30 protein-coding genes, 4 tRNA genes and 3 pseudogenes are annotated in these 25,583 nt (G+C 51.1%); 9 read left to right on the top strand and 28 right to left on the bottom strand.

Annotated features, from left to right (window positions below; all coding sequences use genetic code 11):
- The 16 genes and pseudogenes from AC07U6_RS12465 to AC07U6_RS12390 form a co-directional block, all read right to left on the bottom strand.
- Positions 1 to 113, bottom strand: a pseudogene (locus AC07U6_RS12465) (glycoside hydrolase family 19 protein); the annotation flags it as partial.
- A gap of 2 nt (positions 114 to 115) precedes the next feature.
- Complete coding sequence (locus AC07U6_RS12460) at positions 116 to 454, bottom strand: phage holin, lambda family (protein ID WP_494762246.1); 339 nt, start codon at positions 452 to 454, stop codon at positions 116 to 118.
- Between the two features lie 155 nt (positions 455 to 609).
- Positions 610 to 1,065, bottom strand: a complete 456-nt coding sequence (locus tag AC07U6_RS12455) for a hypothetical protein (RefSeq protein WP_494762245.1) — start codon at positions 1,063 to 1,065, stop codon at positions 610 to 612.
- A complete protein-coding gene (locus AC07U6_RS12450) occupies positions 1,037 to 1,411 on the bottom strand; it encodes an antiterminator Q family protein (RefSeq protein WP_494762244.1) in 375 nt (124 codons plus the stop codon). The genes AC07U6_RS12455 and AC07U6_RS12450 overlap by 29 nt, the downstream gene beginning before the upstream one ends.
- Positions 1,404 to 2,447: a DUF968 domain-containing protein gene (locus AC07U6_RS12445; RefSeq protein WP_494762243.1), complete on the bottom strand. Its 1,044-nt coding sequence runs from the start codon at positions 2,445 to 2,447 to the stop codon at positions 1,404 to 1,406. Before AC07U6_RS12445 ends, AC07U6_RS12450 begins: the two co-directional genes overlap by 8 nt.
- Positions 2,447 to 3,253, bottom strand: coding sequence for a KilA-N domain-containing protein (locus AC07U6_RS12440; RefSeq protein ID WP_494762242.1), 807 nt, complete (start codon positions 3,251 to 3,253; stop codon positions 2,447 to 2,449). Before AC07U6_RS12440 ends, AC07U6_RS12445 begins: the two co-directional genes overlap by 1 nt.
- A 104-nt stretch (positions 3,254 to 3,357) precedes the next feature.
- Entirely contained in the window at positions 3,358 to 3,714 is a 357-nt protein-coding gene (locus tag AC07U6_RS12435; RefSeq protein ID WP_494762241.1) for a RusA family crossover junction endodeoxyribonuclease, read from the bottom strand.
- Positions 3,711 to 3,905 carry a Lar family restriction alleviation protein gene (locus tag AC07U6_RS12430; RefSeq protein WP_494762240.1) on the bottom strand — a complete coding sequence of 65 codons (195 nt, stop codon included), beginning with the start codon at positions 3,903 to 3,905 and terminating at the stop codon, positions 3,711 to 3,713. The genes AC07U6_RS12435 and AC07U6_RS12430 overlap by 4 nt, the downstream gene beginning before the upstream one ends.
- Positions 3,902 to 4,528, bottom strand: a complete 627-nt coding sequence (locus AC07U6_RS12425) for an MT-A70 family methyltransferase (protein WP_494762239.1) — start codon at positions 4,526 to 4,528, stop codon at positions 3,902 to 3,904. The genes AC07U6_RS12430 and AC07U6_RS12425 overlap by 4 nt, the downstream gene beginning before the upstream one ends.
- On the bottom strand, positions 4,525 to 5,355 hold the full coding sequence (locus AC07U6_RS12420) for a ParB/RepB/Spo0J family partition protein (RefSeq protein WP_494762238.1): 831 nt from the start codon (positions 5,353 to 5,355) through the stop codon (positions 4,525 to 4,527). Before AC07U6_RS12420 ends, AC07U6_RS12425 begins: the two co-directional genes overlap by 4 nt.
- Complete coding sequence (locus tag AC07U6_RS12415; RefSeq protein WP_494762237.1) at positions 5,352 to 5,642, bottom strand: hypothetical protein; 291 nt, start codon at positions 5,640 to 5,642, stop codon at positions 5,352 to 5,354. The genes AC07U6_RS12420 and AC07U6_RS12415 overlap by 4 nt, the downstream gene beginning before the upstream one ends.
- Complete coding sequence (locus tag AC07U6_RS12410) at positions 5,639 to 6,703, bottom strand: conserved phage C-terminal domain-containing protein (protein WP_494762236.1); 1,065 nt, start codon at positions 6,701 to 6,703, stop codon at positions 5,639 to 5,641. The genes AC07U6_RS12415 and AC07U6_RS12410 overlap by 4 nt, the downstream gene beginning before the upstream one ends.
- On the bottom strand, positions 6,700 to 6,864 hold the full coding sequence (locus AC07U6_RS12405) for a DUF4222 domain-containing protein (protein WP_494762235.1): 165 nt from the start codon (positions 6,862 to 6,864) through the stop codon (positions 6,700 to 6,702). Before AC07U6_RS12405 ends, AC07U6_RS12410 begins: the two co-directional genes overlap by 4 nt.
- Positions 6,861 to 7,115: a hypothetical protein gene (locus tag AC07U6_RS12400; RefSeq protein ID WP_494762234.1), complete on the bottom strand. Its 255-nt coding sequence runs from the start codon at positions 7,113 to 7,115 to the stop codon at positions 6,861 to 6,863. The genes AC07U6_RS12405 and AC07U6_RS12400 overlap by 4 nt, the downstream gene beginning before the upstream one ends.
- Before the next feature lie 208 nt (positions 7,116 to 7,323).
- Positions 7,324 to 7,848, bottom strand: coding sequence for a YmfL family putative regulatory protein (locus AC07U6_RS12395; protein WP_494762233.1), 525 nt, complete (start codon positions 7,846 to 7,848; stop codon positions 7,324 to 7,326).
- A gap of 41 nt (positions 7,849 to 7,889) precedes the next feature.
- Positions 7,890 to 8,138 carry a transcriptional regulator gene (locus AC07U6_RS12390; RefSeq protein ID WP_494762232.1) on the bottom strand — a complete coding sequence of 83 codons (249 nt, stop codon included), beginning with the start codon at positions 8,136 to 8,138 and terminating at the stop codon, positions 7,890 to 7,892.
- Positions 8,139 to 8,208: 70 nt separating this feature from the next.
- Between AC07U6_RS12390 and AC07U6_RS12385 the strand changes: the two genes are divergently transcribed.
- Together AC07U6_RS12385 and AC07U6_RS12380 are read left to right on the top strand one after the other, a co-directional pair.
- Positions 8,209 to 8,931: a LexA family transcriptional regulator gene (locus AC07U6_RS12385; RefSeq protein ID WP_494762231.1), complete on the top strand. Its 723-nt coding sequence runs from the start codon at positions 8,209 to 8,211 to the stop codon at positions 8,929 to 8,931.
- 77 nt (positions 8,932 to 9,008) lie between these two features.
- Positions 9,009 to 9,491 (top strand): annotated as a pseudogene (locus AC07U6_RS12380) (tyrosine-type recombinase/integrase); the annotation flags it as partial.
- Between the two features lie 116 nt (positions 9,492 to 9,607).
- Here the strand turns inward: AC07U6_RS12380 and AC07U6_RS12375 are convergent.
- From AC07U6_RS12375 to uvrY, 6 genes are all read right to left on the bottom strand, one after another.
- A tRNA-Leu gene (locus AC07U6_RS12375) sits at positions 9,608 to 9,693 on the bottom strand.
- A 13-nt stretch (positions 9,694 to 9,706) separates the two neighbouring features.
- A tRNA-Cys gene (locus tag AC07U6_RS12370) sits at positions 9,707 to 9,780 on the bottom strand.
- Positions 9,781 to 9,825: 45 nt separating this feature from the next.
- Positions 9,826 to 9,901: transfer RNA gene (locus AC07U6_RS12365), tRNA-Gly, on the bottom strand.
- Between the two features lie 173 nt (positions 9,902 to 10,074).
- Complete coding sequence (gene pgsA / locus AC07U6_RS12360) at positions 10,075 to 10,623, bottom strand: CDP-diacylglycerol--glycerol-3-phosphate 3-phosphatidyltransferase (RefSeq protein WP_105593373.1); 549 nt, start codon at positions 10,621 to 10,623, stop codon at positions 10,075 to 10,077.
- Positions 10,624 to 10,694: 71 nt separating this feature from the next.
- A complete protein-coding gene (gene uvrC / locus AC07U6_RS12355) occupies positions 10,695 to 12,521 on the bottom strand; it encodes an excinuclease ABC subunit UvrC (protein WP_494762230.1) in 1,827 nt (608 codons plus the stop codon).
- A 1-nt stretch (position 12,522) separates the two neighbouring features.
- Positions 12,523 to 13,179 (bottom strand): UvrY/SirA/GacA family response regulator transcription factor, encoded by a 657-nt coding sequence (gene uvrY, locus AC07U6_RS12350; RefSeq protein ID WP_494762229.1) that lies wholly within the window; start codon positions 13,177 to 13,179, stop codon positions 12,523 to 12,525.
- A 524-nt stretch (positions 13,180 to 13,703) separates the two neighbouring features.
- On the opposite strand from uvrY, the gene AC07U6_RS12345 reads away from it, so the two are divergent.
- Positions 13,704 to 13,928 carry a DUF2594 family protein gene (locus tag AC07U6_RS12345; RefSeq protein ID WP_105593376.1) on the top strand — a complete coding sequence of 75 codons (225 nt, stop codon included), beginning with the start codon at positions 13,704 to 13,706 and terminating at the stop codon, positions 13,926 to 13,928.
- 142 nt (positions 13,929 to 14,070) lie between these two features.
- A complete protein-coding gene (locus AC07U6_RS12340) occupies positions 14,071 to 14,409 on the top strand; it encodes a GlpM family protein (protein ID WP_494762228.1) in 339 nt (112 codons plus the stop codon).
- Here AC07U6_RS12340 and AC07U6_RS12335 read toward each other — a convergent pair.
- Together AC07U6_RS12335 and AC07U6_RS12330 are read right to left on the bottom strand one after the other, a co-directional pair.
- Entirely contained in the window at positions 14,406 to 15,029 is a 624-nt protein-coding gene (locus tag AC07U6_RS12335) for an acyl-homoserine-lactone synthase (RefSeq protein ID WP_494762227.1), read from the bottom strand. The genes AC07U6_RS12340 and AC07U6_RS12335 overlap by 4 nt on opposite strands.
- 128 nt (positions 15,030 to 15,157) lie before the next feature.
- Complete coding sequence (locus tag AC07U6_RS12330; RefSeq protein ID WP_494762226.1) at positions 15,158 to 15,880, bottom strand: autoinducer binding domain-containing protein; 723 nt, start codon at positions 15,878 to 15,880, stop codon at positions 15,158 to 15,160.
- An 814-nt stretch (positions 15,881 to 16,694) separates the two neighbouring features.
- Here AC07U6_RS12330 and cycA point away from each other — a divergent pair.
- Positions 16,695 to 18,089 (top strand): D-serine/D-alanine/glycine transporter, encoded by a 1,395-nt coding sequence (gene cycA / locus AC07U6_RS12325; protein ID WP_494762225.1) that lies wholly within the window; start codon positions 16,695 to 16,697, stop codon positions 18,087 to 18,089.
- A 57-nt stretch (positions 18,090 to 18,146) separates the two neighbouring features.
- Here cycA and rutR read toward each other — a convergent pair whose 3' ends face one another.
- The gene (rutR, locus tag AC07U6_RS12320) at positions 18,147 to 18,812 is read right to left on the bottom strand and encodes an HTH-type transcriptional regulator RutR (RefSeq protein WP_494762224.1); all 666 of its coding nucleotides are present in this window, start codon (positions 18,810 to 18,812) and stop codon (positions 18,147 to 18,149) included.
- Positions 18,813 to 19,084: 272 nt separating this feature from the next.
- Between rutR and AC07U6_RS12315 the strand changes: the two are divergent.
- Positions 19,085 to 19,588 (top strand): annotated as a pseudogene (locus AC07U6_RS12315) (LLM class flavin-dependent oxidoreductase); the annotation flags it as partial.
- An 83-nt stretch (positions 19,589 to 19,671) separates the two neighbouring features.
- Here the strand turns inward: AC07U6_RS12315 and AC07U6_RS12310 are convergent.
- The gene (locus tag AC07U6_RS12310; protein WP_494762223.1) at positions 19,672 to 20,598 is read right to left on the bottom strand and encodes a DMT family transporter; all 927 of its coding nucleotides are present in this window, start codon (positions 20,596 to 20,598) and stop codon (positions 19,672 to 19,674) included.
- 256 nt (positions 20,599 to 20,854) lie between these two features.
- Between AC07U6_RS12310 and wrbA the strand changes: the two genes are divergently transcribed.
- From wrbA to AC07U6_RS12295, 3 genes are all read left to right on the top strand, one after another.
- Positions 20,855 to 21,454 carry an NAD(P)H:quinone oxidoreductase gene (gene wrbA, locus AC07U6_RS12305; RefSeq protein ID WP_494762222.1) on the top strand — a complete coding sequence of 200 codons (600 nt, stop codon included), beginning with the start codon at positions 20,855 to 20,857 and terminating at the stop codon, positions 21,452 to 21,454.
- Positions 21,455 to 21,471: 17 nt separating this feature from the next.
- Positions 21,472 to 21,702 carry a YccJ family protein gene (locus AC07U6_RS12300; protein WP_494762221.1) on the top strand — a complete coding sequence of 77 codons (231 nt, stop codon included), beginning with the start codon at positions 21,472 to 21,474 and terminating at the stop codon, positions 21,700 to 21,702.
- A gap of 149 nt (positions 21,703 to 21,851) precedes the next feature.
- Positions 21,852 to 23,222 carry an NAD-dependent succinate-semialdehyde dehydrogenase gene (locus AC07U6_RS12295; protein ID WP_494762220.1) on the top strand — a complete coding sequence of 457 codons (1,371 nt, stop codon included), beginning with the start codon at positions 21,852 to 21,854 and terminating at the stop codon, positions 23,220 to 23,222.
- A 78-nt stretch (positions 23,223 to 23,300) separates the two neighbouring features.
- Here AC07U6_RS12295 and agp read toward each other — a convergent pair whose 3' ends face one another.
- Positions 23,301 to 24,968 (bottom strand): bifunctional glucose-1-phosphatase/inositol phosphatase, encoded by a 1,668-nt coding sequence (gene agp, locus AC07U6_RS12290; RefSeq protein WP_494762219.1) that lies wholly within the window; start codon positions 24,966 to 24,968, stop codon positions 23,301 to 23,303.
- A 331-nt stretch (positions 24,969 to 25,299) separates the two neighbouring features.
- Positions 25,300 to 25,387: transfer RNA gene (locus AC07U6_RS12285), tRNA-Ser, on the bottom strand.
- Between the last annotated feature and the right edge of the window lie 196 nt (positions 25,388 to 25,583).

Below are 25,583 nucleotides of genomic sequence, written 5' to 3'. Positions count from 1 at the left end.
GCTATTGGGCTGTTGATGCCGAACTCGGTCATTGCTGCATCAATGTGCGGAAACCAGCGCGCAGCTAACCCGGCGCTTATGCCAGCCGCCCGTTGAAATTGTGATTGTTTCATTGTTATGCCCCTGGAGAATTTCCGAAGCGGGTATTCAGGATTGTGAGAAGCAGTTTTCTGAACTGCTCCACCCCGATAAATCCGATGCCGCCGCCAATAGCGATCAACAGCGAGCGCGAAAGCTCCAGATACTCAAGGCCAGACGCGACACTCAATGTCAGAGCGCCGCAAAGTAGTCCCTCTAGCACCATTTTTTTCCAGCCGCCGCCGGTATAAGCAATACGCAGAACGGCCATTACAAACGCCAACAGAACTGAGCCAACCGGCGTATCTCCGCGCCACCAGCTTTGCATTAACTCAAGCCAGTCAGGCCAGTTGTGCGGATCATTATTCATTTTCATAGTTCCCACCTCCGGCAGTGCCGTGGTGCTGTGTGATTGATGAATGGGGAGCGAGCTTAAGGATTGAGGCGAATGGATCTGATATTCGACTCAGAATTTGAGGCAAAAAAAGGCCGCCTTCCGGCGACCTCTATCTAAGAGTGAGTTTAACTAGCCTATCCTATAAGGATCTGCTTGTATTTGTACGGAGTGTGTCGCGCCTGAGATAAATTAGCCGCCTTTAGACTCCGGCACATTTTTTTTACATACCTTTGCGGCCACCAGATACCCATTTGTTTATTTATACTGACATAAACATGCCCATCCCTGCTGACTTCGATGATTTCAACAGGAACTACGGCTTCGTGCATGTCCCATTCAAGACCGAACCAAAAAAATTTTACAAAGAAAATATCTGAGACGCTAAAATTCTGTTCTTTCATAAGATTAATCCTCATGTTGAGAACACTTCCTGCGCTCTTCTGTTCATTTAATATAAGACTTGTGGGTAGATAAGCCGTTGTCGTTGCGACCACTCTTATCACGTTACACCAGGAAATGCGTAACGCATGAGTGATTTTTTCATCTTTTTTCTGCGATTTCTTATTTTTGTGTGTAGCAGTCCATTTCAAGAGTGATATCCAGCATAGACAGGCACCCCTCCACGAACCCTTCTGCCATCTGCATTTTAATACGGATCATTCCCTCTGATAGCTTGTGCTTTTTTGCCAGCTGGCGCTTAGGTATACCTTTGATGTAATGATCGAATACCAGCTCATGCTCATCAGGTCGCTTTTGCTTTAAGCGGCTTACGCAGGCATCAATGGTCAAGGCGTCTGAATCTGTACAGCTATTGCCACTGCTAGCCACACTCGGTAGCAGCCCTTTGAAGCCAGCCGCGATTGGCGAGTAATCTGTTTCGTAACGATGACGGGACCATACACCCCAACGTTCAAGCACTAACTGAATATCACGCATTCTTATCTCCCAAGATTTTTTTACCCGTGGCAATCACACCGATCGCCAGGACTCTGTCGAGGAAGCGCAGAAGCATTTCCGGCTGCGTGCCGTACTTCTCTTCAAACGCCCTCATATCCGCATGAAGTTTATCGTGATGCGCTCTGCAAAGCGGTATCACGAACAGGTCATGCGTCTTTGTTGCCATACCACCCAGACCGTAGCCGATCAAATGGTGTGGGTCGTCCGTCTGTCTTCCACAGCACAGGCATGGTTGCTGCTTCACCCAGCGGGTGTACTTCTCGTTTACCCAGCGGCGGCGCTTAGGCCGTTTCATGAAGGATTCTGGCGTTTCCGGGTCGATGGACAGCTCAACAATCTGAGCAGCTTTCTCTGCCAGCTCAGTAGCGGCAGCTGGCTCATGCCGGATATCGGATTCTTTCATCGTTCCACGTGGTGCAGGTAATGCCGGTAATTTGAGAACACGTCGAGCCAGAGAGTCAGGCATCTTGCCTGCGACATTTTTCATTGAAGCCCACAGCGTTACTTCGGGCAGTGTGACGTGATGCCCCTCCGGTATTTGGAAGCCTGTTTGCACGCGGTACAGCAGCCACTCAGCGGCGTTTCTCCGTGCCATTGTTTCCAGTGCCGGTGATGGCTCCTGCTCTCTCAGCCGGTTGTCGCACTGATAGCAGAGCCGCACTGCTGATTTGCCGATGTTAAGAATGGTTTGACCGTGGCTGTGGTCCAGCCCGTTATTCTGGCATCCGGTGCCAATGTGGCGTTGATGTGGCGAGGTTAGCCAGTTGGCCAGCGCGTCACGGCCACCAGCTGCACTGATGACTTCATCAGAGGACAGGAACAGCACAACATCAGGATCGTCCAGTAACGGCTGAGCGATATCAACGAGACGCCCTGACGGCAGGCCCTGCATAAACTCCGGCAGTGTGCTTATCAGGACACGGCCAGACTGAAACAGGGGCATAGCCTCACTGCCGGGCTTAAGTAGCACAGTACCCAGTTGCTCTACGCGGAACGGCATCAGGATTGCTCGCATTACTCCCCCTTTGTAGAGGTGAGCATCAACCGGATAAGCTCCGCTTTGGTTGACGTGTAGAAATGCGGCTGTGTCTCTCTTGGATTACCGGGGCTGGTCATGTTCTTACCGAACCGCATCCCCTTAGACGTTACCGACCAGAACTCTTTGCGGCCATTTCTGGCAGTGGATGAATGACTTGGTCGTGAAAGGCGCTCAACAATACCCAGGTGCCGCAGGCGTTTGTAAGCCTCTGCCGTGTTTACTGCTAACTGGTTATCACGCGGAAGTGTTGTCAGGGAGGTAGTAGGTCTGCTGGAACCATCAACGGCATCGGAAGGGGCGTCTATCGCGTATTGCGGAGCAAGATTAGGCAGGCCGACAGCATTTTGTAATTTCTGACATGCCCCGAGCACCGAGGAGTTAGACAGATTCAGCTCCTTCCGCATGAACCCGATAAGCGTGATGCCAGCCTGCGTCATGTCGTGCGCTGAATGATTAGCGTGACCGGTCACAACAGCGTCAAAAGTGCGAATAACTTTCAGGTTGAATGAGGGGCTGATCCACATCGCGTAAGCCAGGACCAGTTCTTTGCAAACATAGGTTCCCTGATTAGGCCCACCGCGAATTGACTCAACCGAAGCGTTGCTCACATCTGAGCAACGGTCAATTTCTGCACAAAGCTCTTTTATATTCTCAAGGCGGAAGAAGTTACCTGGCTTATGCCGTTCTTCTCCGCCAGCGGCTCGGTGTAAATCGTTCAGACAAAAACGCGCGTTCTGATCGCGGCGTACAGAAACGCTGTCAATTACGAATAATTGATTCATGAGCTCTCCCAATTTAGTAGTTTTCTCCGGGCATCTGCAAACACCCGGAACCACTGATCAAATGTATATGCTCTGGTTTGCTATCACAACCGCAATGCCTTGAGCTATCGATTAAATTCATTGATCGTTACCTCCGCTTTGCCGTGACATGTCACGCTGCCCCACTCCACCACCATCCGCTTAATCTGGCTGTCGTCAGCCCAAACGCCAGCATGGGTAAGTCCGTCAAACAGCGCCTTCTGAAAGTTATCCAAATCGTGCCTCATCCTGTTTGGTGGGTAGAGAATGACGTGAACTTCTACATCGTGGGTGATCGCCCGTGGTCGGCGACGTAATTGCTCGTAAACGGCGGCTATAGCACTGACCCTGTATTTTCTGCCGCGTTCGCTGATCAGTGCGCCCTTACCAGTAGAGCGCCAGTAACCGTTTACGCTGGGTGGGAACGGAAGGATTAGTTTCATGGCCTGCGATTCCACGCTTTTATTGCATCTCGCTTGATGCTGTACGAGTCTGTTATGGGTTTAATGACACAAGTTGTCGTTGCACATCCCGCATAGACTCCATCACCATCTGAAAACAATTCGGCTTTGCCACCACAAAATGGGCATTCCGCCAGCTCAGCCCAGGCAGGAAGTTTCAAGTCATAGATCATGCAACCCTCCCCGGCAGCAGCTGCACACTGCTTTCGCACTCGTTACCCCAGATATGCCAGCCCTCTGCTGGGCGACGGGCAAACAGCTCAATGCGTGGAACATTGCCGTAAAGCTGCTCAAGCCGGTAACGGGCCTCCGCTGGCTTTGTGCTGTGCTCACTCATACAGGAGTAGATAACCTGTTTCACGGATGCACTGACGCTCTCCAGGCCTTTTCCCTTAACGGCCACCAGCACCGATTCCTGATTGCCACGGGTGTAGTTGCCGGGGTTCATGCGGGTTTCAGCATTAAGCATCAACAGAAGGTCGTTGAAGTCGTGGATAGTCTGCTCTTCAAGGGCGCGGTTGAAACGCTGCTCTGCCAGTGCGTTGAACTTCACCCAGGTAAACAGGAACATCTGACGAACATCGAAACCCCACGCAGCTGCCAGCTCCTTAGCCTCTTCGTCATGGGTGCCGGTGTACCACATGGCCAGGATGGCGTTATCAGCTGACAGCTCCCACACAGGGAGCCTCTTCAGTTCAGTGAGTGACATGGTGCTGTAGTGGTTATCAGCCGCACCGCGACTGATTGTGTTTCCGTACTGCCACGGTGGGTCAGCGTAAATCAGGCTGTATTTCATACGGATTCTCCGCTGCCAGCCGATTCCTGCTTTCCATGTTTTTCACGGTACTCAGCCAGTATTCCCATCGCTTCGAGATACACATCATCCTGTGCGGTGTAACCGTCATCAGTGAATTCAAATGCTGCCATCAACTCCACCAGCCGACGGGCTTTCCCTGCGTTGAACTGCGGGATGGCGGCTGCTTTGGTCAGTTTCTTTTTGCCTGATGCCCTGACCTTGGCCAGTTTTTCGGTGGCAACCGCGCCAGCTTTAGTTCCGAACTCGCGGGACATAGAAACAGCCGTGGTGGCAGATACCTCTTTGGCTTTCACCATGCCGATCAGCTCGTCGCCGCACTCCAGCAACTGCAGGTGATGCTCAACGTCGGCGAGTGAGCGTTTTACTTTCTTGGCTATCTCAAAGTTTTCCCAGCCCTGATTTTTCAGGCTCTGATATGCACCGGCACGTTCCAGTGGCAGCAGTGCACGGCCCTGTGAGCTGGTGACCATCAGCGCGATGCGGTCCGCCTCTGTGCCCTTCGCGTCTTTGCATTCCAGACGCGCAACTTCATGACCCTCTTCAGTGGCCATCACTGCGCCGTAGTAACGATGGTGGCCATCAATGATTTTCAGACCCTGCTCTGTTACCTGCACGATAAGCGCCGGAACCTCTTCACCCGCGATGAATGCGTCACGGAATTCACGGACGTGGTCCTGATCGATATCACGAACGTTGTAACCCGGCTCCACGTAGAACTCTTTCAGACCGGCAAAGTAGGTTTTGCGTGGCACAATGTCGGTGGCGGATTCTTCGCGGTTTTTGTGTACGATTGAAAGTGAACTCATTTGCTTACCATCTCCATTACCAGTGCCAGTAAGAGCAGGAAAAATAGCGCCTTTTCACGCAGCGCGCGGTACTTCTGATTTGATTCGGTAAATTCGTCTTCCTGAACCAGGCGGTATGAATACGGGTTGTTGTTCACCGTGTGGCGCTGCAGCACTTCACACATCAGCAGTTCCGCCAGTAGCGTCTGAATCACCCGGCGAGGTATCCCGGCACCATCAGCAATCTGCTTAGCGGAGCTGTCAGGGTGACTGCGTACGAACTCAACGGCCTTATCACGAACATTCATGCTGCTTTTCCTCCCGACACACGCCCTGCGCAGTCTTTCCAGATGCTATTCCAGTGGGTTACCGCAAAATCTGCACGCATCCCACGAACCCCTGCCTTGCAGGCCTCAGTCTTAACGGTTTGCTCAAGCTGACTTGGATTTCGTAACGGCTTGGCACTCCCAATGAACCGGCGGTAAGCCGCGTCACGCTCCGTCACGTCCACGTTGTCACCGCCCGCTTTGACCCACTTCCCGTTCACACACTTAGGACGGCCAGCCTCGGCCCATTTCTGGGCAGCCGACAGGTAACCGGGGAATTTAGTGGGCTTGAACATCGTTGCTGGCCGTAGGTATCCAGCCATCTTCAAATCGCCGGACCATTTCTCGTTTAGGTAATCCACGGTCAGGATCATCTCTTCAGTGGTGAATTCTTCCCCCAGCCGGGCACGGATGTTTTCGAGTGAAGATTTGCCAACCTGATAGCGCGATCCGGTCACCAGGTTAAGGTGAGCAAGTACCTGTTTCGCAGAGTCAGTTAAAACGACGTCAGGGTCGGGCTCTGCAGGAGCCTGACAAATAGTTTTTTTACCTGACGGATCAGTTATTGGATCTATTAACGGATCGGGGCCAACGGTTGACCCCTCCCCTACCAAAATTTGACCCCCTAAATCGACGTTATTTGACCCATCAATTTTTGAGGGGTCAGAATCTGAGGGGTCAATATTTGACGGGTCAGTTTTTGAGGGGTCAGTTTTTGATACCTTGCGCTTATTCTTACGTGCCGATTCCGCTGCCTGTTCCAGCTTTTCAACGTCGAGCTGATAGGCGTTTGAAATGTTGCGACCGCCAGATTTTCGCTCTTTCACGACTAACCAGCCTGCCTCTTCCAGCTCTTTAATGGCTGCGCGGACAGTAGTTTTACTCTTAGCTCCGACCTGCTCTCTGATCGTGTCTACTGCTGGCCAGCTGTAGCCTTCGTCATTGCTGTAATCAGCCAGTCGGGCAAGTACTGCAATACGAGATAAAATCATCCCTGACGGCCCGCAGCCTTCCCATACCAGACCATGAAGTTTGCTGCTCATAAGACCCTCGTGAATTTCTTGCGGAACAGTTCCGGCGGCTGCATGCACTCATGCTCGTAGCCGTCCCGCAGATAAATAACCTGCTGCTTTTCTGCATCCCAGCGCACGACACGCACAAGAACGCCGCGCGGGTCGCGATAGATTCGGTTGAGTTCTGTCATAGCAGGCCACCCGTTACGCTCTTTGATCCACGGCCACGCTTAGGGCGTTCGCTCTTCGGTGTGGTGTATGTCGCCGCCTGCCGGGCGTGATACAGGCAGTCGTCAAACATCGCGCCTTTTTTCGATGCCTGGCTGCAGCGGTGATAGTGATCGACACCAGTGCGCGAGCTGGCTATGGCCACATCTTCAGGAAAGCCCTCTGAAATCAGCTTCTCTATGATGTGCTTTTGAATGAAATCGACAGGGTTCACGGCGTCCCCCTCCCTATCGCATTGAAATTTCTCCATATAGCCTCGACCTCTACCCGACTGAGTGGAGTCTGGTAGTTGTTGCTTCCGGCTTGTCCGGGTATCTTTGATTCATAGACATAACGTCCACCAGCAACAGCAACAGCAACACACCGCAATTGCGAAACCGTTACGTTTACGAGTAAACTGTTCATGTGATGTTCTCCCAAGATCATTCGCACCGAGAGCCACGGGCTGCAACCTGGTGGCTCTCAACCTTTCTGCAGTTTAGTAAATCCATCGCATCCGCCTGAACACCATGTAATGCCGCCCAGGCCAGAAACCCTTTTGCCGTATATTTCATGTAATTCAGCACCTGAGTGCCGACGTGCTTCAGTTCTGCACGGTCTACAATCCCATCCTCTTCAGCATTAAGTTTTGCCTGCGCCACAAACCCACGTGCTGCATCAGCGTGCATCTGGATGCTGAACAGCTCAACGTTATCCATTTCTTCCGGCACCGGGTTCTTAACCACCAGCATTCCGAATTGAGCAGCGAAGTAATCAGCCAGGAACGGATGGCCAACTACGCGCTGCAGCATCTCCATGTGCTGAACGTCGAAAAAACGTGTTCCGTTCTTCATGTGCAGCCTGTTGTTAAACTCTGAGAACGTTATACCCAGCTGATCTGCAATCTGAGTGTTCGTGAAACTACTCTCTCTGCAGGTCCGTATGACTAATGCCTGTAAATCCACCATTTGCGATCCTTTTTGGTAGTTATTATTTCGGACGTGAAAAGTTAAGTTGCTGATGGCTTAGGTAAGCCATCGGTTGGGTTTGGATAAATGTCAGGGCGGAGTTCGTGCGGCGTTACAGCCCACCCGCCAAGAGAGCAAAGTTGGATTACACGATCGGCGGGCACTTGATTGTTAATAATCCAGTTCGCTACTGACTGGACTGACTTGAAATCGAACTCACGCGTAACGGCGGTTTGCGAACCGACTGCCATTACGGATTTTTCTGTGATGTTTTTAAACTTGGAAGTCATTTGAGTCTCCTTGGTAGATGCCAAGGATAATGCTACTTAAAGTAGAATAAATCAACTACTGAAAATAGAAATGACGATTGTCGAGGTGGGTTGTAATCTTCTACCTATGGTAGAAGAAACCCCAAAATACATAGATTTCTCAGTGCGCTTAAACAGCCTTCTTAAACAGAATGATGTTTCCGTGAGTGATCTTGCTAAAAGCAGCGGCGTAACTTACGAGATGGCGCGGCGGTATACGCTCGGCACTGCAAAACCTCGGGATGAAAAAATGCTAAGAATTGCCGAGAAACTTAACGTTGGCCCGGCCTTCTTAGATTATGGGGTGGGTGGCGATGGTGTAGGACATACGGTAAAGCCTGTTGTTACACTGCGCCAACTGGAGGTTTTTGCTTCTGCCGGTAACGGCTTCATCAACGCGGAATTCCCAGCTCTTATTAGTGCTATTGAAATCCCGCAGGATAGAATTTACGAGCTGTTCGGCAGGTCATCTCTTGAAGGGGTAAAGCTGATTAATGTCGATGGCGACAGCATGATGCCAACACTCTGCCCTCGCGACCTTCTCTTCATCGACACGAAGATCGACCATTTCAATGGTGATGGAATTTATGTCTTTAATTTTGAGGATTCCACATTCGTTAAGCGATTGCAGAAGGTTAAGGGTCGTAAGCTTTGCGTTCTTTCAGATAATCCTAAGTACCCGCCTTTTGAGATTGAATCCCATGAAATGGGCGATATTTACATTTTTGGCAAATTAATCAAGCAATTGCCGTTCAAATTTAACGACTTCGCTTAACCCTACTTTTCAAAACAAGCCGGCAATGCCGGTTTTTTTTCGTCTAAATTTCATGGCGATATCTCAAAATCCCCCCCGTAGTTCAGCTTGCTATGGAACTTGCTTACCTTTGCTGCGCTCGTCAGGCTGACGTTCTTGAAATGAAGAAGGGCCAACTGATCGAGGAGGGTATCCTGATCAAGCAGAGCAAAACGAGTGTTGCACAGATAAAAGCCTGGAGTCCAGGGCTTGAGAATGTAATAAAAGCTTGCAGCGCCCTGCCGCTAAAATCAGGCATGAGCACTATCTATGTCATCCACCAGCCATCAGGCAGCAAATATACGCGGGATGGGTTTAACAGCCGGTGGCTGAAAGCTAAACAGGATGCGAAAGAAGCTTTCCCTGAACTGGATTTCAACTTCACATTTCACGATCTGAAAGCAAAAGGCATCTCCGATTTATCAGGCAGTCTTTATGAAAAGCAGGCTATTTCTGGCCATAAAAATGTTGAGCAAACTGCACGGTATGACAGGAAGATTGTTGTGGTTCCGGTAGTCGGTGGGCAGAAGAAGGCAGAATAATATTAGGAAAGGGTATTAGGAAACTGAGGGGGGAAACAAAAAAACCGCCCTTAGGCGGTTCACAACATTACTACATATTGCTTTGATTTTATTAGTTTTAATCGACATTGCGAATATGGTGCCCGGAGTGGGACTTGAACCCACACAGCCATAAGCCGAGGGATTTTAAATCCCTTGTGTCTACCGATTTCACCATCCGGGCCTGGATGTAAGATTGGAGGCGCGTCCCGGAGTCGAACCGAGGTAGACGGATTTGCAATCCGTAGCATGGCCACTCTGCCAACGCGCCCTTATTCTTTTTTTTCTTCAGAGAAAATTCTCTGCTGACTTAAACTGGAGCGGGAAACGAGACTCGAACTCGCGACCCCGACCTTGGCAAGGTCGTGCTCTACCAACTGAGCTATTCCCGCTTAGCTATCAACACTGCTGCTTTATTTGAGTGAAACTCAGAAGCTGCTGATTTGCTTTATCTTCTGGCAGACCGTACTGCCTTTCGATGCGTTGCATTCTACTGAGATGGCGCACTGAGTCAATCAAATTATCCGTACAATGCGTCCGTTTGCTGCTTTTTAAATCGCTTCGATCAACGTTCGAGCAAATCACCGCGTGCAGCGCTCAAATATTGGAACATTGACCAGAAAGTCAGCACGGCGGCAATGTACAGTGCGGCCACACCAATACCCTCAACGATCGAGTTTGGGCGCCATAATAGAGCAAAAAGTGCCAACATCTGCGCCGTGGTTTTCACTTTACCAATCCAGGATACGGCAACGCTGCTGCGTTTACCGATTTCCGCCATCCACTCGCGCAGCGCAGAAATGATAATTTCGCGGGCAATCATGGTAGCCGCTGGCAGTGTGATCCACCAGGCATGGAAATATTCCGCCACCAGCACCAGCGCCATAGCAACCATCACCTTATCGGCGACAGGATCAAGGAATGCTCCAAACCGGGTGGTTTGCTTCCAGCGACGGGCAAGAAATCCGTCAAACCAGTCCGTTACCGCGGCAACCACGAAGATCAGCGCACAAAGCAGCGGGGCCCATTCAAACGGCAGATAAAACGCCAGTACGAAAAATGGAATTAAGACTACGCGAAACAGGGTCAGTAAGGTCGGGATATTAAATGGCATAATTATGCTAACTGTTTGGACAGAGTAGAATTTGTCTCTATGTTCCTACATTGCTACGGGTGTTGCAATGCTTAGTGTTTCAGCGCATAGAAGATTTTTTCGGCCAGTGCATGCGAAATTCCCGGTACTTTGGCAATCTCTTCCACTGAAGCATTTATCAGTGGTTGCAGGCCTCCCATGTACTTCAGCAGCATCTGACGACGTTTCGGGCCTATGCCTTCTATCGTTTCCAGCGCGCTGGTATTTTTCACTTTCGCCCGTTTATTGCGATGACCCGTAATTGCATGATTGTGAGAGTCATCACGAATATGCTGCAATACATGTAGTGCGGCGGAATCCGGCGGCAGAGAAAAGCCCTCCCCCTCCGGTTCGAAAAACAGCGTTTCCAGCCCCGCTTTGCGATCGGTACCTTTCGCAATGCCTAACAGTAAAGGATGCTGTTTATCCCAGCTGACATCCAGTTCAGCAAAAACGCTTTTCGCCTGCGCCAGCTGTCCCTTGCCGCCGTCGATCAGAATCACATCGGGGATTTTACTCTCTTCCAGCTCTTTGCCATAACGGCGGCGCAGCACCTGATTCATCGCGGCGTAGTCATCCCCTGGCGTAATTCCACTGATATTATAACGCCGGTATTCGCTGCGCACCGGACCATTAGCATCAAATACCACGCAGGATGCCACGGTCTGCTCCCCCATCGTATGGCTGATGTCGAAACATTCCATGCGATTGATTTCGGGCAGTTCCAACACCTGCGCCAGCTCTGACAACCGTTGATGAACGGTGGAGTGCTGTGCCAAACGGGTCGCCAGCGCCGTGGCGGCATTTGTTCTGGCCAGCTTCAGATAACGCGCGCGATCGCCGCGCGGCTTGCTTTGTATGCTGACCCGCCGCCCGGCAAGCTCGGTCAGGGACTCGGCCAGCAGATCTTTTTCCGGCAGCGTGAAATCCAGCAGGATATCTGAAGGCAGCGTTCGGGCCTGACTACCCTGTAAATAGAACTGCCCGACGAAGGTTTGTACCACCTCGGCCTGATCCGTCCCTGCGGGTACCTTAGGGTAATAGCTGCGGCTGCCCAGCACCTTGCCCTGACGGATAAACAGCACGTGCAGGCAGGCCAGACCACCATCGAAAGCAACACCAATGACGTCCATATCGTCTCCCTGATTGGAAACGAACTGTTTTTCCGTTACGCGGCGCACGGCCTGAATTTGATCGCGCAGTCGTGCAGCCTCTTCAAAACGCAGATCCATGGCGGCAGTCTCCATCCGACTGACCAGCTGGTTGAGAACCTGATCGTCTTTGCCGGAGAGAAACAGCCGCACGTAGTTAATCTGCTGGGCGTATTCTTCTTCGCTCACCAGCCCGCTTACGCAGGGGCCAAGACACCGGCCAATCTGATACTGCAAACAGGGACGCGTACGGTTGCGATACACGCTGTTTTCACACTGGCGAACCGGAAACACCTTTTGCAGCAGCGACAGCGTTTCCCGCACCGCGTAGCCATTAGGGAAAGGACCAAAGTACTCCCCTTTCGCGTGTTTGGCGCCGCGATGGCTGGCAAGACGCGGATGAGAATCAGCGCTAAGGAAAATATAGGGATAGGATTTATCGTCGCGCAGCAGAACGTTATAGCGCGGCTGGTAAAGCTTAATATAGTTGTGTTCCAGCAGCAGGGCTTCCGTTTCCGTGTGGGTAACGGTCACATCTATCTGCTGGATCAGTGCTACCAGCGCTTCCGTTTTTCGGCTGGCAAGATTACCGCGAAAATAGCTGGAAAGACGCTTTTTCAGGTCCTTGGCTTTACCAACATAAATAACCGTTTCACTGGCATCGTACATACGATAGACACCAGGCTGGCTGGTAACGGTTTTCAGAAAGGAACGGGCATCAAATACCATACTACTCACTGCTGATTAACGGTTCCGAATTGAACAGACCATAGCGAATAGCCAAATGCGTTAACTCAACATCGCCACTGATATTCAGCTTGCTGAACATACGATAGCGATAGCTATTCACCGTCTTAGGACTGAGATTCAACTGCTCAGAAATCTCGGTCACTTTCTGTCCTTTGGTGATCATTAGCATAATCTGCAGTTCACGTTCTGACAAACAGCTCAAAGGTGACTCCGACTGCGGTTCTATCTGGCTTAACGCCATCTGCTGGGCAATATCAGACGCGATGTAGCGCTGCCCGGCATTGACTGAACGGATAGCATTGACCACTTCCTGTGGAGCCGCCCCCTTACTCAGATAACCTGACGCTCCGGCCTGCATTACCTTCGCCGGAAGCGGGCTTTCAGTATGGATAGTCAGCATGATCACTTTAGCATCCGGTGAGTAGCGGATAATTTTACGTGTAGCTTCAAGGCCACCAATACCGGGCATGTTCATATCCATGAGCACCACGTCAACAGTGTTGCCGCGACACCATTTCACTGCATCCTCACCACAGTTGGCTTCACCTACAACCTGGATACCTTTGATATCTTCAAGTATGCGACGGATCCCTGTACGCACCAGTTCGTGGTCATCGACGAGAAAAACGCTTATCAAACGGAACTCCCTAAATGGCTGAGGCAGGTGATGATGTGCAATTACGCAGGGCCATTACTCTACTACTTTTTTTTCACTGGTAGAACATATTTAACACAGCGACTAACAATTTCGTTTATTAAATCATAATGTAAAATAAAAAGTAACGCTCATAAAAATCTCAATGGCCGTAACACTGATAATAGTCGAGAAAATTGCAATAAATACTTACCAAAATAAATATAAAACACATAATAAGCAGAAATTACATAGCGTTAGCTAAAAACCAATCACTATCACTTTTTGTTAGGTCAATTCTACAGGCATTCGGATATCCCTGCGAACTTAAATTAAATTTAGCCAACAGCCATAAGTAAGCAGGATTACGTTACAGTTTCAGCATCATGCTTTACTTCGTAACCGAGAGCGAAAACGTAGCCAGGCCGCCTGATTTTTTTACACTATGTATGATATACTTTTAACAATTTTTCGCGCTCTGCCCTGTGGCTCAGGAGCATGTTTTTTATCATTTATCAGGAGAGATCATGAGTCAGATTGACTTTTCAACCAGTGAAGACGTTAAGGCATTAGCTAACGAAGTCACCTGCATGAAGGCGTTGGTTACACTGATGTTGAAATCGATTGGTCAGGCCGACGCAGGCAAAGTGATCATCAATATGGAGCGCTACATTGCGGGCTTAGAAGATGAACAGCAGGCAGAAGTGTTCAGCAATACCGTAAAACAAATCAAGCACGCGTTCCGCCAGTAGCCAGACCAGGGACCGGCAGCAGAACTCTCGATCCCGCTGTCGGTGCCAGGCATGTACATTTAGCCCTGACAACGCCACTCCCGCTGCGTCATCGAGTAAGCGCTGCCCTCAGAATAATAAATAATAACCAGTTGATGAAATAATGGCCTTACTTATAAAAGCAATACTTGGTGCCGTCGTTGTATTACTGATCGGAATTATGGCAAAAACACGTAATTACTATGTTGCCGGGCTGATTCCCCTGTTCCCCACCTTCGCGCTGATTGCACACTATATCGTCGGAAGCGAACGGGGTATTGAGGCGCTACGCGTGACCATCCTGTTTAGCATGTGGGCGATTATTCCCTATTTCGTTTATTTGTTATCACTATGGTATTTCATCAACATGATGCGGCTGGTGCCTGCATTGATGGCCGCGGTTGCCTGCTGGTCCGCGGCGGCCTGGCTATTGATAACGCTGTGGTCGAAGTGGCATGCCTAGCGCCCGCGCATACCCCAGCTTATTGAAACGCCCAGAGATGGCAGGACTTCTTCGGGCTTAAAGCGCCTCGAACCATGGAAACGGCTGGCCAGATGAGGCTGCGATATCGGTATTCTTACAGCAAAGAGATTATCTTCCGACTGGATGACACCCGGTGGCAGCTGCAGATAGTTAACCTGATACTGGCCGAACATATTTTCCAGCATCGGTGTTGCTGCACTAAATAAATTGCTAATTCCGGACTGTTCAGCGAGCTGAAGCGCATGCCATAAAATATTTAATGGTAGCTCACTGTCTATTTCCAGGCGCGCTGAAAAACGAGACATCTCCCAGATTTTCCCACCGTCCAGACTTTCCCGATCGGCGTCAAAAAGTTCGCTATTTTCAGGACACTGCCACTTCATCAGCCGGGCACACCCGCAGATGCCGTGTTGCGCATGCCAGGCAATCAGCCAGCAAACATCCGAACGATCGAAGCGGTCGTACTCCTGGCCCGGCGTGCTTAGCCGTGACGGAATTGACCAGCCTTCTTCTCTGGCAAAAACACTGTAGCGGTAGCTTCCCAATTCAGCCAGCAACGAGGAAGGCATATCCTTCAGTTTGGTCTGGATAATTTTCATTTATAAATCCCCGTCGCACTCCCGCACGAAAACCGCCCCGGGCGGGCCGCGCAGGGTTGTTACCCTTGCGAAGGGTAGACAACCAGTTAGTAATACGAAACTACCAAAATTAGTAGTTGCGTTGTTTTTCATATCAAACCGATTGCAGCTGCATAAGAAGCAATTTGCGTCTTGTTAGGCGCATTTAATCGTTTTTGCATGTTTTTCTGATGAAAATTAACCGTGTGCTGAGAAATAGAAAGTATCAGCGATATTTCAGCTGACGTTTTTCCTTCAGCCGTCCATTTAAGGATTTCACGCTCGCGATCGCTTAATTCCAGCTTCACAGAGACCATGGAAATATCATCAAGCCGGCTGAGCGTAGCCAGCGACAGTTGCACCATATACTGGAGTTTAAGTTGTAACTCGGTGGTTAACTTTACATTGTTTAACGGATCTGATGAGGCGAATGATAATATTCCCGTTGCTCTGTTTTGAGCGATAGCTGAGATTGAGATGCCGTGATAAATCCCATCCCGTCTTGCCGCACGCATCATGACAGCCCCTTCGCCTGCGCTCTCATCGTCCCACACCCACAGACTTCCCGGGAGCTGACAGTTCTGCAGTATCGGGTCCACAGGAGAATAGTTTCCCCGAAAATAAAAATTTATCCACTTTTCGGGTAGATTACAGTAATAGAAGGTCTTGGGCCGCGTAAATGGCACAGGGTGCTTGATGAAAAGCATATAAAAATCGAACCCAAGACGCTTTGCCTGTTGCTCAATTAACAGAGTTACCTGTTCGACTTCAGTCTTTTTACTGAAAGCTAATTGAACTTCGTCCCGCCAGCTGAAATAAGTGTCAGCAGTCATTAATTCCCCAACGGAACATAAGGGAACCCACTCGCGTTGATTCTGGTTTTCATTGTAAATATTGCTGTGTAATTAGACATTAAATGTGACCAGATAAATGATTATTGTAATAATGTTTTCGTGAGTAAATTACAGAATCGTTCGCTAATTTTTATTAAGTGTAGCTATTTTTTCACCGAAACAAGGCCAACTTTTATCCAATCCATCACAATACCGTATGTTATTATCACCTGAATGTTCGGATTCCCCACTCTGCATCGATCGTTAAGCATCAGATAACGCTGGTATCATAGGATTTATCGGATCAGCATACAGCAACTTTGCGCTTTTTTCCCCCTGATCTGCATGTTGTCTTGTCCTGACAGATATAACGGCCAATTCAGAATACCTGAAAACAAACAACCAAATGATTTAAATGCAATTATTTAATATCCCGGATGCATTAAAATCACCACGAATGTTCAAAAGAAAACGCATATCATTACCTGTTCATACAAATCCTCTTGGATGTTCTTCATCAGGAATCCAATCCCCGCTCTTCAGCGGTGGCGATTTTTTGATCAAAAAAATACCAGTTTCGCGCAATGCCGTTGTTTGTTCTGCTTTATCATGACGATTTTGCGTTAAGCTCCTCTTCCTGTGGTGTCAACCGAAATCATTCGTTTCGATCGCCATCACTATTACCGAAAAGAATTACCCGTTTAACGCGTTATTACACTATCTTATGCCAGCTAATCATGGCAGGACCGAATGAAATAAAAGCCATTAGAGCTTTACTCATTTACACAGGACAGAACACGACAGGAGAACCTTAATGGTTGATCAATCAAAAGAGGCAATACTCTCAGAGGAAGGCCCGGAAACGCTACGGCGTAACCTGCACAATCGTCATATCCAGCTCATCGCTATCGGTGGGGCCATCGGTACCGGGTTATTTATGGGGTCAGGTAAAACAATCAGCCTGGCCGGGCCATCTATCATCTTCGTCTACATGATCATCGGCTTTATGCTGTTTTTCGTTATGCGTGCAATGGGTGAGCTTCTGCTCTCCAATCTCGAGTACAAATCTTTCAGCGATTTCGCGGCGGACCTGCTGGGCCCGTGGGCGGGCTATTTTACCGGCTGGACTTACTGGTTCTGCTGGGTTGTCACCGGTATTGCCGACGTGGTGGCCATCAGCTCTTACTTCCAGCTGTGGTTCCCTGACTTCTCTATCTGGATGAGTGCCCTGCTGTGTATTGTGGTGTTCCTGTCGCTCAACGTTGCCACCGTGAAGCTGTTTGGCGAAATGGAATTCTGGTTCGCCATTATTAAAATCGTCGCCATCGTTGCGCTGATTGCCACCGGTATTGTACTGGTTGCTATGCACTATCCTTCTCCAGGCGGCGGCACCGCTTCCTTAAGCAATATCTGGGATCACGGCGGCATGTTCCCGAAAGGCCTCAGCGGCTTCTTTGCTGGTTTCCAGATTGCCGTATTCGCCTTTGTTGGGATCGAGCTGGTGGGCACCGCAGCGGCGGAAACGCACGATCCGAAAAAAGTGCTGCCGCGCGCAATTAACGCGATCCCGCTGCGTATCATTATGTTCTACGTGCTGGCGCTGATGGTGATTATGGCCGTTACACCATGGAATCAGGTTGTGGCCGATCGCAGCCCGTTTGTTGAAATGTTTGTGCTGATTGGCCTGCCGGCCGCGGCGAGTATTGTTAACTTCGTAGTGCTGACTTCCGCAGCATCATCAGCTAACAGCGGCATCTTCTCAACCAGCCGTATGCTGTACGGTCTGTCGCAGCAGGGCGTGGCGCATCGTCGTTTCGGTGTGCTTTCAAGCCGTGCGGTGCCGACGACCGGCCTGTTCTTCTCCTGCTTCTGCCTGCTGGGCGGCGTGGCGCTGATTTATCTGATCCCGAACGTGATGACGGTGTTTACCCTGGTCACCACGGTATCCGCCATTCTGTTTATGTTCGTCTGGACGATTATTCTGTGCTCGTACCTGGCATACCGCAAAAAGCACCCGCAGCGCCACGCGGAGTCGAGCTATAAAATGCCGCTGGGCAAGTTTATGTGCTGGGTGTGCATGGCGTTCTTCGCTTTCGTACTGGTGCTGTTAACGCTGGAAGAGGACACTCGCCAGGCGCTGATGGTCACGCCGCTGTGGTTCCTGATACTGGCTGTGGGCTGGTTACTGCGTAGCCGTAAAAAGGCCTAAGCCTTGCCACACAGGGCAGTCCTTAACTGGACTGCCCTGTTTTACCACTCGCCAAACCTAGCGTACGCGTATCCCCTCAATCACCATTTTCTGCACGTTTTCCACAGTCTGGGTGAAAAAATCTTCATCATTTAAGGTCTGACCGGTCACGGCTTCAACCTGAGTCGCAAAATCAGCATAGTGCTGCGTGGTTGCCCACAGCATAAAAATCAAATGGTGTGGCTGAACTTCCGCCAGTTTTCCCTCGCGAACCCACTGTTGAATGATTGCAGCCTTATCTTCAACCAGATGACGCAAATCCCCCGCCAGTTCGGCCTTCAGCAGCGGTGCGCCCTGCAGCATCTCCATGCAGAACAGCCGCGAGGCCTGAGGATGATCGCGTGAGACCTCCAGTTTAAGACGAATATAGTGGCGAATCGCCTCCAGCGGATGCTGATCGGCGCGCAGCGCGCGCAGCGGGGCCAGCCAGATATCCAGCAGGTCTTTTAACACCGCTATGTACAGCTCTTCCTTCGAGGGGAAGTAATACAGCAGATTGGTCTTTGATACATCGGCGCGATCGGCCACTTTATCCAGGCTGGTGCCGTGGATACCAAACTGCGAAAAATACTCCAGCGCTGCCGCAAGAATAGCGGAGCGCTTCGCCGCGACCGCACGTGAACGCCGCGTCGGTGCTTTGGCCGGTCGTTTATCTGTCGAATTCACCGTGACTCCGTGATCCATATGGGTTGCGGGGATAATACCAAATCACCCGAGGTGCACCTAATCGCAACGCTGCACTTTTATTGCGCGCGGTTGCCAGTTTTTTGTGCAACTATTTTTTATCAGATGATCCGTTTTGACCAATTGCTCCACCTCATAATTCACAACTCAAAAACAACCCATTACTTTAATTAACATTTTTAATTCTGACACAACCTTTGCGATCTTTCCTTTAACGCGCCGCTTCAATGGAAAACGCAGAATGCAACGCAGCGCCGGGATTAAATCTTTCAATTAATCAGAGGGTTCCCTGTGAAATCGGTGTTTTTATTCCTATCGGTAACAACGGCTGGCTGATCTCCCGCAACGCACCGCAGTACATGCCAACCTTCGGGCTGAATAAAGCCATTGCGCAGAAAGCGGAGGCCTACAACTTCGATTTTGCCCTGTCGATGATTAAGCTGCGCGGCTTTGGCGGTGAAACGGAGTTCTGGGACCACAATCTGGAATCTTCCACGCTGATGGCCGGTCTGGCCGCCGTGACTTCCCGCATCGAGATTTATGCCACCGCCGCTACCCTGACTCTGCCTCCGGCCATTGTGGCGCGGATGGCCTCAACGATTGATTCCATTTCCGGCGGCCGCTTCGGTGTGAATCTGGTCACAGGCTGGCAGAAGCCCGAATACGGCCAGATGGGACTGTGGCCGGGAGATGAGTATTTCTCTCGTCGCTACGACTACCTGACGGAATATGTCAACGTGCTGCGCGATCTGTGGGGCATCGGTACGGCGACCTTTGGCGCGATTCTGCTCAATGCCATCCTCAGCCATAAACAACGCGCTGCCGCTCTGAGCAACAACAGCGCGCTGCGTCAGGACGGTTAGCCGTTATTACACTCAGTGGGCGAAGGTAATCCCTTCGCCTTTTTGTTGCGCTTCAGCTTCAGCTCACTCACCAGCACGCCCATTACAATCAGCGCACCGCCCAACAGGGCAATCGCCGGGAGTCGTTCTCCGGCAATGCGTCCAACAACGCCCGCCCATACGGGTTCACCGGCATAAATCACGGTGGCGCGAGTGGGTGAAACGCTGCGCTGCGCCCAGTTCATCGTCACCTGAATGATGGCGCTGGCGATCCCCAGCCCCACCGCGCTGTACAGCAGATACGGGCTCCACGCCGGCACTGACTCCCCGTTCGGGGCCATCATCAGGAAGCCAAAAATCGAGGCGGCGGCCAGCTGAATAACGGTCACGCGCCTCACGTCCACTTTGCCCGCGCTGGCACCAATCAGCAGGATCTCTGCCGCAATCGCCAGCGTGCTGAGCAATGTGGCAATCTCACCGACGTTAAACGCCACCTCTCCGCCATCAGGCCCCGCCAGCAACAGCAGTCCGCTGAACGCCAGCGCAATGCCGATCCACGACATCAGCCCCGGTATTTTACGCAGAAACACCCACTGCATCAGCGGAACGAGCGGTACGTACATCGCGGTTATAAAGGCCGACTTGCTGCTGGAGATGGTTTGCATACCGTAAGTCTGCAGACCATATCCCAGTCCGATCGCAATGCCGATCAGCACACCCGCTTTGATCTCAGGCCAGGTGACGTTGTGCATAACGCGCCATGAAACCAGCCCAAGCAACAGCGCCGCAACGGCAAACCGTACGCCAATAAAAAAGAACGGGCCACTAACGGTCATCGCATGATGCACGGCAAGAAACGTCCCACCCCAAACCATAGTGATCAGAATAAGCACCAGCTCACTGGTGTTAATGGAGAATTTATAACGGGAAAGTAAACCAGACATAACGTACTCTGCTGTAATTTTGGCGTCAGTGTGCGGGGATAACGGCAGCCGGTCAAGCGCCGCACGGCGCGGGCAGCGTTCAACCTCTCCTGCAGAGTTTTTTGGCCCTGCCAGTCGCCTGCATAGTAAGGCCGTGGGCCATCCTGCAATCATTTTTAATACAAAATTGATCTGCCACCAGGCAGGAACAGAGGCATCTTCTATACTGAAAAATCAGTTAAAAAATTAACTTGAAGTTTGAGGAGGTCAGTCGCGTATGGCTAAAATTTTAGTGCTCTATTATTCCATGTACGGACACATTGAAACAATGGCGCAGGCCGTTGCGGAAGGAGCCCGTAAAGTCCCTGGTGCAGAAGTCACCATTAAACGCGTGCCGGAAACGATGGATGCCGCCCGTTTTGCCGAGGTTGGTGGTAAAACCAGCCAGGCCGCAGCGGAGGCAGACCCGAAAGAACTGGCAGATTATGATGCCATCCTGGTTGGCACACCGACCCGCTTCGGTAATATGGCCGGGCAGATGCGTAACTTTCTCGATCGTACCGGTGGGCTGTGGGCCTCCGGCGCCCTTTACGGCAAACTCGCCAGCGTCTTTGCCTCTACCGGTACCGGGGGGGGCCAGGAACAGACCATCACCTCAACCTGGGCCACCCTCGCCCATCACGGCATGGTGATCGTTCCCATCGGATACGGGAGCCAGGAACTGTTCGATATCTCCAAAGTGCGCGGTGGAACACCCTATGGCGCGACCACAATTGCCGGCGGCGATGGTTCCCGTCAGCCCAGTGAGGAAGAACTCAATATTGCACGCTATCAGGGTGAATATGTTGCCGGGCTGGCAGTGAAACTCAACGGATAATCGGACAGGAGGCAATTATGGCAACACGACAATCTAAGGCTCATCGCGTAGGAGAATGGGCCGCTCTGCGCTGCACCTCGCTGGAAATTGCCGAAGCCATCTTCGAGGTGGCTAATTACGATGAGCGCCTTGCCGAACAAATCTGGGAACAGCAGGGAAGCGATGACGTTCTGATTCGTGCATTTAATAAAACCGAAGACGACATGCTGACCTGGGATAATAAAGTGGTCGAGCGCAAAAATGTCTGAAGCAGAGGGCGGGATTTTCCCGCCCTTTTTGTTTTATTCCACTGGGAGTCTTCCGATAACCTGGCGTGCCCTTCAAGGTTTCTACTACGCTTAATTCCACGTGACACATTTCAGCCCGCCAGGGCTGACTAACGACTAAGGAGCGTAGAATGTCCTATCAGACCATCAATCCCGCGAGCAATAAGCTGATAAAATCCTGGTCCGCGCACACTGACGAACAGGTAGAACAGGCGCTGGCAGCCGCCGATGCATTGTATCACTCCAGCTGGTCAAAAGGGAACATTCAACCACGTTTACAAGTATTACAAAGGCTGGCGACGCTGATCGAGGAACGCGTGGAGGAACTGGCCACCGCCGCCAGTGAAGAAATGGGCAAGTTGATTGGCCAAAGCCGGGGAGAAGTTGAGCTTTGTGCACAGATCGCTCGCTACTATGCCGAAAACGCCGAGCGTTTTCTTGCTCCCGTACGTTATCCCAGCGAACTGGGTGAAGCCTGGGTGGAACATCATCCCATTGGCGTGCTGGTCGCCGTTGAGCCGTGGAATTTTCCCTTCTACCAGCTGATGCGCGTACTGGCACCTAACCTTGCCGCCGGTAATCCGGTGCTGGCAAAACACGCGCAAAATGTTCCGCACTGCGCAACGCTTTTTGCCGATCTGGTCCGTCAGGCAGGTGCACCAAAAGGTGCCTGGACCAATCTGTTTGCAAGCAATGAGCAAATCGCTGAGTTGATTGCCGATGACCGCGTTCAGGGTGCAGCCCTCACCGGTTCAGAACGTGCGGGCAGCGCGGTAGCGCAGCAGGCGGGTAAATATCTGAAGAAAACCACCCTTGAACTCGGTGGTAACGACGTTTTCGTGGTGCTTGATGACTGCGATCTGGACAAAGCGGTGAAGGCGGGTGCGGGTGCGCGCCTGAGCAACTGCGGTCAGGTGTGTACCGCCGCCAAACGTTTCCTGGTGCACGAGAAGATCGCCGAGACGTTTATGGCAAAACTCGTTGCCGCTTTCGAGGCGGTGAAAATTGGCGACCCGTTAGATCCCAACACGACGCTTGGCCCACTCTCTTCCGCAGAAGCACGGGATCGCCTTGAGAAACAGGTGAAACAGGCCGTTGAAAAAGGCGCAAAACTGGAGCTGGGCGGCAGCCCGGTTGACGGCGTAGGCTGTTTCTATCAGCCGACTATTTTGACCGGTATTACCCGCGATAACCCCGCCTGGTTTGAAGAGTTTTTCGGCCCGGTAGCGCAAATCTACATCGTGCGTAACGACGATGAAGTGGTCGAACTGGCTAACGACTCCCACTATGGTCTGGGCGGCGCCGTATTTACCGGCGATATAGCACGGGGTAAAGCGCTGGCATCCCGTATTGAAACCGGCATGGTGTTTATCAACTCGGCCAGTAATACCGCCCCGGAGTTACCGTTTGGCGGCATCAAACGTTCTGGTTTTGGCCGTGAGCTTTCCGATCTTGGTATTAAAGAGTTTGTGAATCAAAAGCTGGTGGTTATCAGCAAATAACCTGCCGTAAAAAATAGTGACAAAAAGGCCGACACCCGGGTGTCGGCCTTTTTTCGTTGGCGAGGATATCTGTTTTTATCAGCTCGCTGCCGGCTGTTGCTGTGTTTTTTCAGCGCTGCTGGCAGAATCAGGCTGAGCGATTTTGCTGTCGCTGGCTTTATCTTTTTCCGTGGCTGCTTTATCCGCTGCGGCTTTGTCAGCAGCGGCCTTATCTGCGGCCGCTTTATCTTTTGCTGCCTGTTCTGCGGCAGCTTTTTCCTTCGAGGCTTTTTCGGCTGCGGCTTTCTCAGCAGCAGCTTTCTCCTTCGCCGCTTTTTCCTGAGCGGCCTTATCTTTTGCCACCTGTTCAGCCGTTGCTTTATCTTTGGCTTCCGTCGCGGCTTTATCCTGTGCTGCTTTAGCAGCAGCAGCCTGATCGTCAGTGGCTTTTTCCGATGCTTCTTTCGTCACGTCTGCCGCATCGGCTGAAGCAGCAACCGGTTCAGCAACCTGCATTGACGTACCCTGCAGCGCAGTATTCAACACCGTTGTGAACTGATCCCACGGGCAGAATCCGTTAGCATCGGTCTGGCAGCCTGCCATTTGCAGGGTCACGCGTTTCGGCGGATTATCCAGCGACAGGGGTTCTGCGTCACGTAGCTGCTCGGTGCTCTGATAAACGTATTCAACTTTGACCAGTTCGCGTTTGTTTTTCTTATCCAGCCAGCGCTGGAACTGAACCATCCCGCCAATTGGCGTACGTTCATTCTGATCGGCTAAGTCATAAGGCTTAAAATCCAGCGCGGTCAATAGCGAAGCGATATTGGAATCGTGCCCGACCATCAGCGTGACCTTAGGCGCGCTATCTTTATCCTGGTCGATCAGCATGCTGCGAATATAGTCCACCAGCGGGGCGGCCACTTCTCGCGCCACCAGAGACGAGGTGAAGAGTGTGTCCTGATAGCCATTTTTAATGGCCGACAGTTCTTTCCACTGCTCCTGAGTTTTGATCTGTCCCCAGGCAACCTGATCGAGCGGCATCCCTTCGTAATACTGCAGGGTAAACGCATCAACCAGTGAGTTACCCACTTTTAGCGGGCCGGAAACGCCAGGCTCTTTGCCGGTATCGGCGCTGAAGATGTTCTGATTGGTGCTGGAAAGATCGCACTGCTTTTTGCCGTTGCAGGCCGCAGAGTTTTTATAATCGATAATTTTTTCCAGGCGCTGGAAAGCAGGCTTAAGCGCCAGCTTTTCGCCTTCGGCATTCATCGCTGAGAGCGCCTGCTTGTTGAAGTCTTCACTGTTGCTGGTGATAACCGGATTAAAGATCGGGTCCATCGATCCCATTTCATCCTGATGAGAAACCGCTACATCGCATCCCGGAAACGCACCGGTAATAAAGAACTGCGCGGTGGCGACGGTGCGCTGCAGGCTGTTGGCATAAGCATAGACCGCGTCAGGAGACGGGCATTCGCCATCTTTAATCAGCCCCTGCTGCGCCAGCCATTCGCGTGTATAGCGCCCCATATAAACTTCCAGTACGCCGCCCTTGGTGGTCAGTTGACCACCCGGCACATCCCACTTCGGCCAGGCTTTTTTCGTCGCCTGTGCCAGCACGCTACCATTGTCCGCCAGCGGCGCACGCAGGTTGTGGCGACTCATCATCAGCACCTGTTCCAACTGGTAATCGCTATCGGCAGCCCATGCAGACACGCCGGAAAGTGCAGAGCATACAGCGAGTGCACAGAGACTTAACTTTTTAATCATAGGTGTATTCCATTGATTCATCAGAGTGAATAACTGGCAGATAAACGTGCAGCACAGAAGAAAACAGCGCACAACGCTGAGTCACCACCACCGCTCTCCAGAGAAAGTCCAGAAACTCACAATCATCATCGATATTGAGAATATAGCAGACTCTGCCCCCGGCGGTTTAGTAGCATTAGAAGATTGAAAAGAAACAAGATGTTTTCGGTAATGCTTAATCGCTCATTCCAGCAAGAAAATAGCAGGATGTGAGGGAAAACAGAAGACGTTTGAGGTGATAGCTGTAAAAAGCAAAAAACCCGAGCTTCTTCGAGCTCGGGGTCAGAATGGATGGTGGAAGCGTAGAGATTCGAACTCTAGAACGGTTTCCCGTCGCCGGTTTTCAAGACCGGTGCCTTCAGCCACTCGGCCACGCTTCCACACGGTATCAGCTTCGACTATGGTGCCGGTAACTGATGGAGCGCAGTATAGGGGGAGTTTTTTCGTTTGCCAAGATTATTTTTCGCTATTTTGTTGATTTTGTGAACATTTGAATTCTTTTGGCTATTTTGAAGGCGAAATTAATGGTAAGTGGTTATAAAATCGGCGAATTTACGTCTAAAAACGATGATGAGG

The sequence above is a fragment of the Erwinia sp. GW821-FHT03D09 genome (genome assembly GCF_059420805.1).
The sequence above is the reverse complement of the archived record's forward strand: the minus strand, read 5'-3'. Positions and strand labels throughout refer to the sequence as shown.

Coding starts and splice junctions, on each gene's coding strand:
- AC07U6_RS12460 (WP_494762246.1), bottom strand. CDS start 454: ATGAAAATGAATAATGATCCGCACAACTGGCCTGACTGGCTTGAGTTA.
- AC07U6_RS12450 (WP_494762244.1), bottom strand. CDS start 1,411: ATGCGTGATATTCAGTTAGTGCTTGAACGTTGGGGTGTATGGTCCCGT.
- AC07U6_RS12445 (WP_494762243.1), bottom strand. CDS start 2,447: ATGCGAGCAATCCTGATGCCGTTCCGCGTAGAGCAACTGGGTACTGTG.
- AC07U6_RS12440 (WP_494762242.1), bottom strand. CDS start 3,253: ATGAATCAATTATTCGTAATTGACAGCGTTTCTGTACGCCGCGATCAG.
- AC07U6_RS12435 (WP_494762241.1), bottom strand. CDS start 3,714: ATGAAACTAATCCTTCCGTTCCCACCCAGCGTAAACGGTTACTGGCGC.
- AC07U6_RS12430 (WP_494762240.1), bottom strand. CDS start 3,905: ATGATCTATGACTTGAAACTTCCTGCCTGGGCTGAGCTGGCGGAATGC.
- AC07U6_RS12425 (WP_494762239.1), bottom strand. CDS start 4,528: ATGAAATACAGCCTGATTTACGCTGACCCACCGTGGCAGTACGGAAAC.
- AC07U6_RS12420 (WP_494762238.1), bottom strand. CDS start 5,355: ATGAGTTCACTTTCAATCGTACACAAAAACCGCGAAGAATCCGCCACC.
- AC07U6_RS12415 (WP_494762237.1), bottom strand. CDS start 5,642: ATGAATGTTCGTGATAAGGCCGTTGAGTTCGTACGCAGTCACCCTGAC.
- AC07U6_RS12410 (WP_494762236.1), bottom strand. CDS start 6,703: ATGAGCAGCAAACTTCATGGTCTGGTATGGGAAGGCTGCGGGCCGTCA.
- AC07U6_RS12405 (WP_494762235.1), bottom strand. CDS start 6,864: ATGACAGAACTCAACCGAATCTATCGCGACCCGCGCGGCGTTCTTGTG.
- AC07U6_RS12395 (WP_494762233.1), bottom strand. CDS start 7,848: ATGGTGGATTTACAGGCATTAGTCATACGGACCTGCAGAGAGAGTAGT.
- AC07U6_RS12390 (WP_494762232.1), bottom strand. CDS start 8,138: ATGACTTCCAAGTTTAAAAACATCACAGAAAAATCCGTAATGGCAGTC.
- AC07U6_RS12385 (WP_494762231.1), top strand. CDS start 8,209: ATGACGATTGTCGAGGTGGGTTGTAATCTTCTACCTATGGTAGAAGAA.
- pgsA (WP_105593373.1), bottom strand. CDS start 10,623: ATGCCATTTAATATCCCGACCTTACTGACCCTGTTTCGCGTAGTCTTA.
- uvrC (WP_494762230.1), bottom strand. CDS start 12,521: ATGGTATTTGATGCCCGTTCCTTTCTGAAAACCGTTACCAGCCAGCCT.
- AC07U6_RS12345 (WP_105593376.1), top strand. CDS start 13,704: ATGAGTCAGATTGACTTTTCAACCAGTGAAGACGTTAAGGCATTAGCT.
- AC07U6_RS12340 (WP_494762228.1), top strand. CDS start 14,071: ATGGCCTTACTTATAAAAGCAATACTTGGTGCCGTCGTTGTATTACTG.
- AC07U6_RS12335 (WP_494762227.1), bottom strand. CDS start 15,029: ATGAAAATTATCCAGACCAAACTGAAGGATATGCCTTCCTCGTTGCTG.
- AC07U6_RS12330 (WP_494762226.1), bottom strand. CDS start 15,880: ATGACTGCTGACACTTATTTCAGCTGGCGGGACGAAGTTCAATTAGCT.
- cycA (WP_494762225.1), top strand. CDS start 16,695: ATGGTTGATCAATCAAAAGAGGCAATACTCTCAGAGGAAGGCCCGGAA.
- rutR (WP_494762224.1), bottom strand. CDS start 18,812: ATGGATCACGGAGTCACGGTGAATTCGACAGATAAACGACCGGCCAAA.
- AC07U6_RS12310 (WP_494762223.1), bottom strand. CDS start 20,598: ATGTCTGGTTTACTTTCCCGTTATAAATTCTCCATTAACACCAGTGAG.
- wrbA (WP_494762222.1), top strand. CDS start 20,855: ATGGCTAAAATTTTAGTGCTCTATTATTCCATGTACGGACACATTGAA.
- AC07U6_RS12300 (WP_494762221.1), top strand. CDS start 21,472: ATGGCAACACGACAATCTAAGGCTCATCGCGTAGGAGAATGGGCCGCT.
- AC07U6_RS12295 (WP_494762220.1), top strand. CDS start 21,852: ATGTCCTATCAGACCATCAATCCCGCGAGCAATAAGCTGATAAAATCC.
- agp (WP_494762219.1), bottom strand. CDS start 24,968: ATGATTAAAAAGTTAAGTCTCTGTGCACTCGCTGTATGCTCTGCACTT.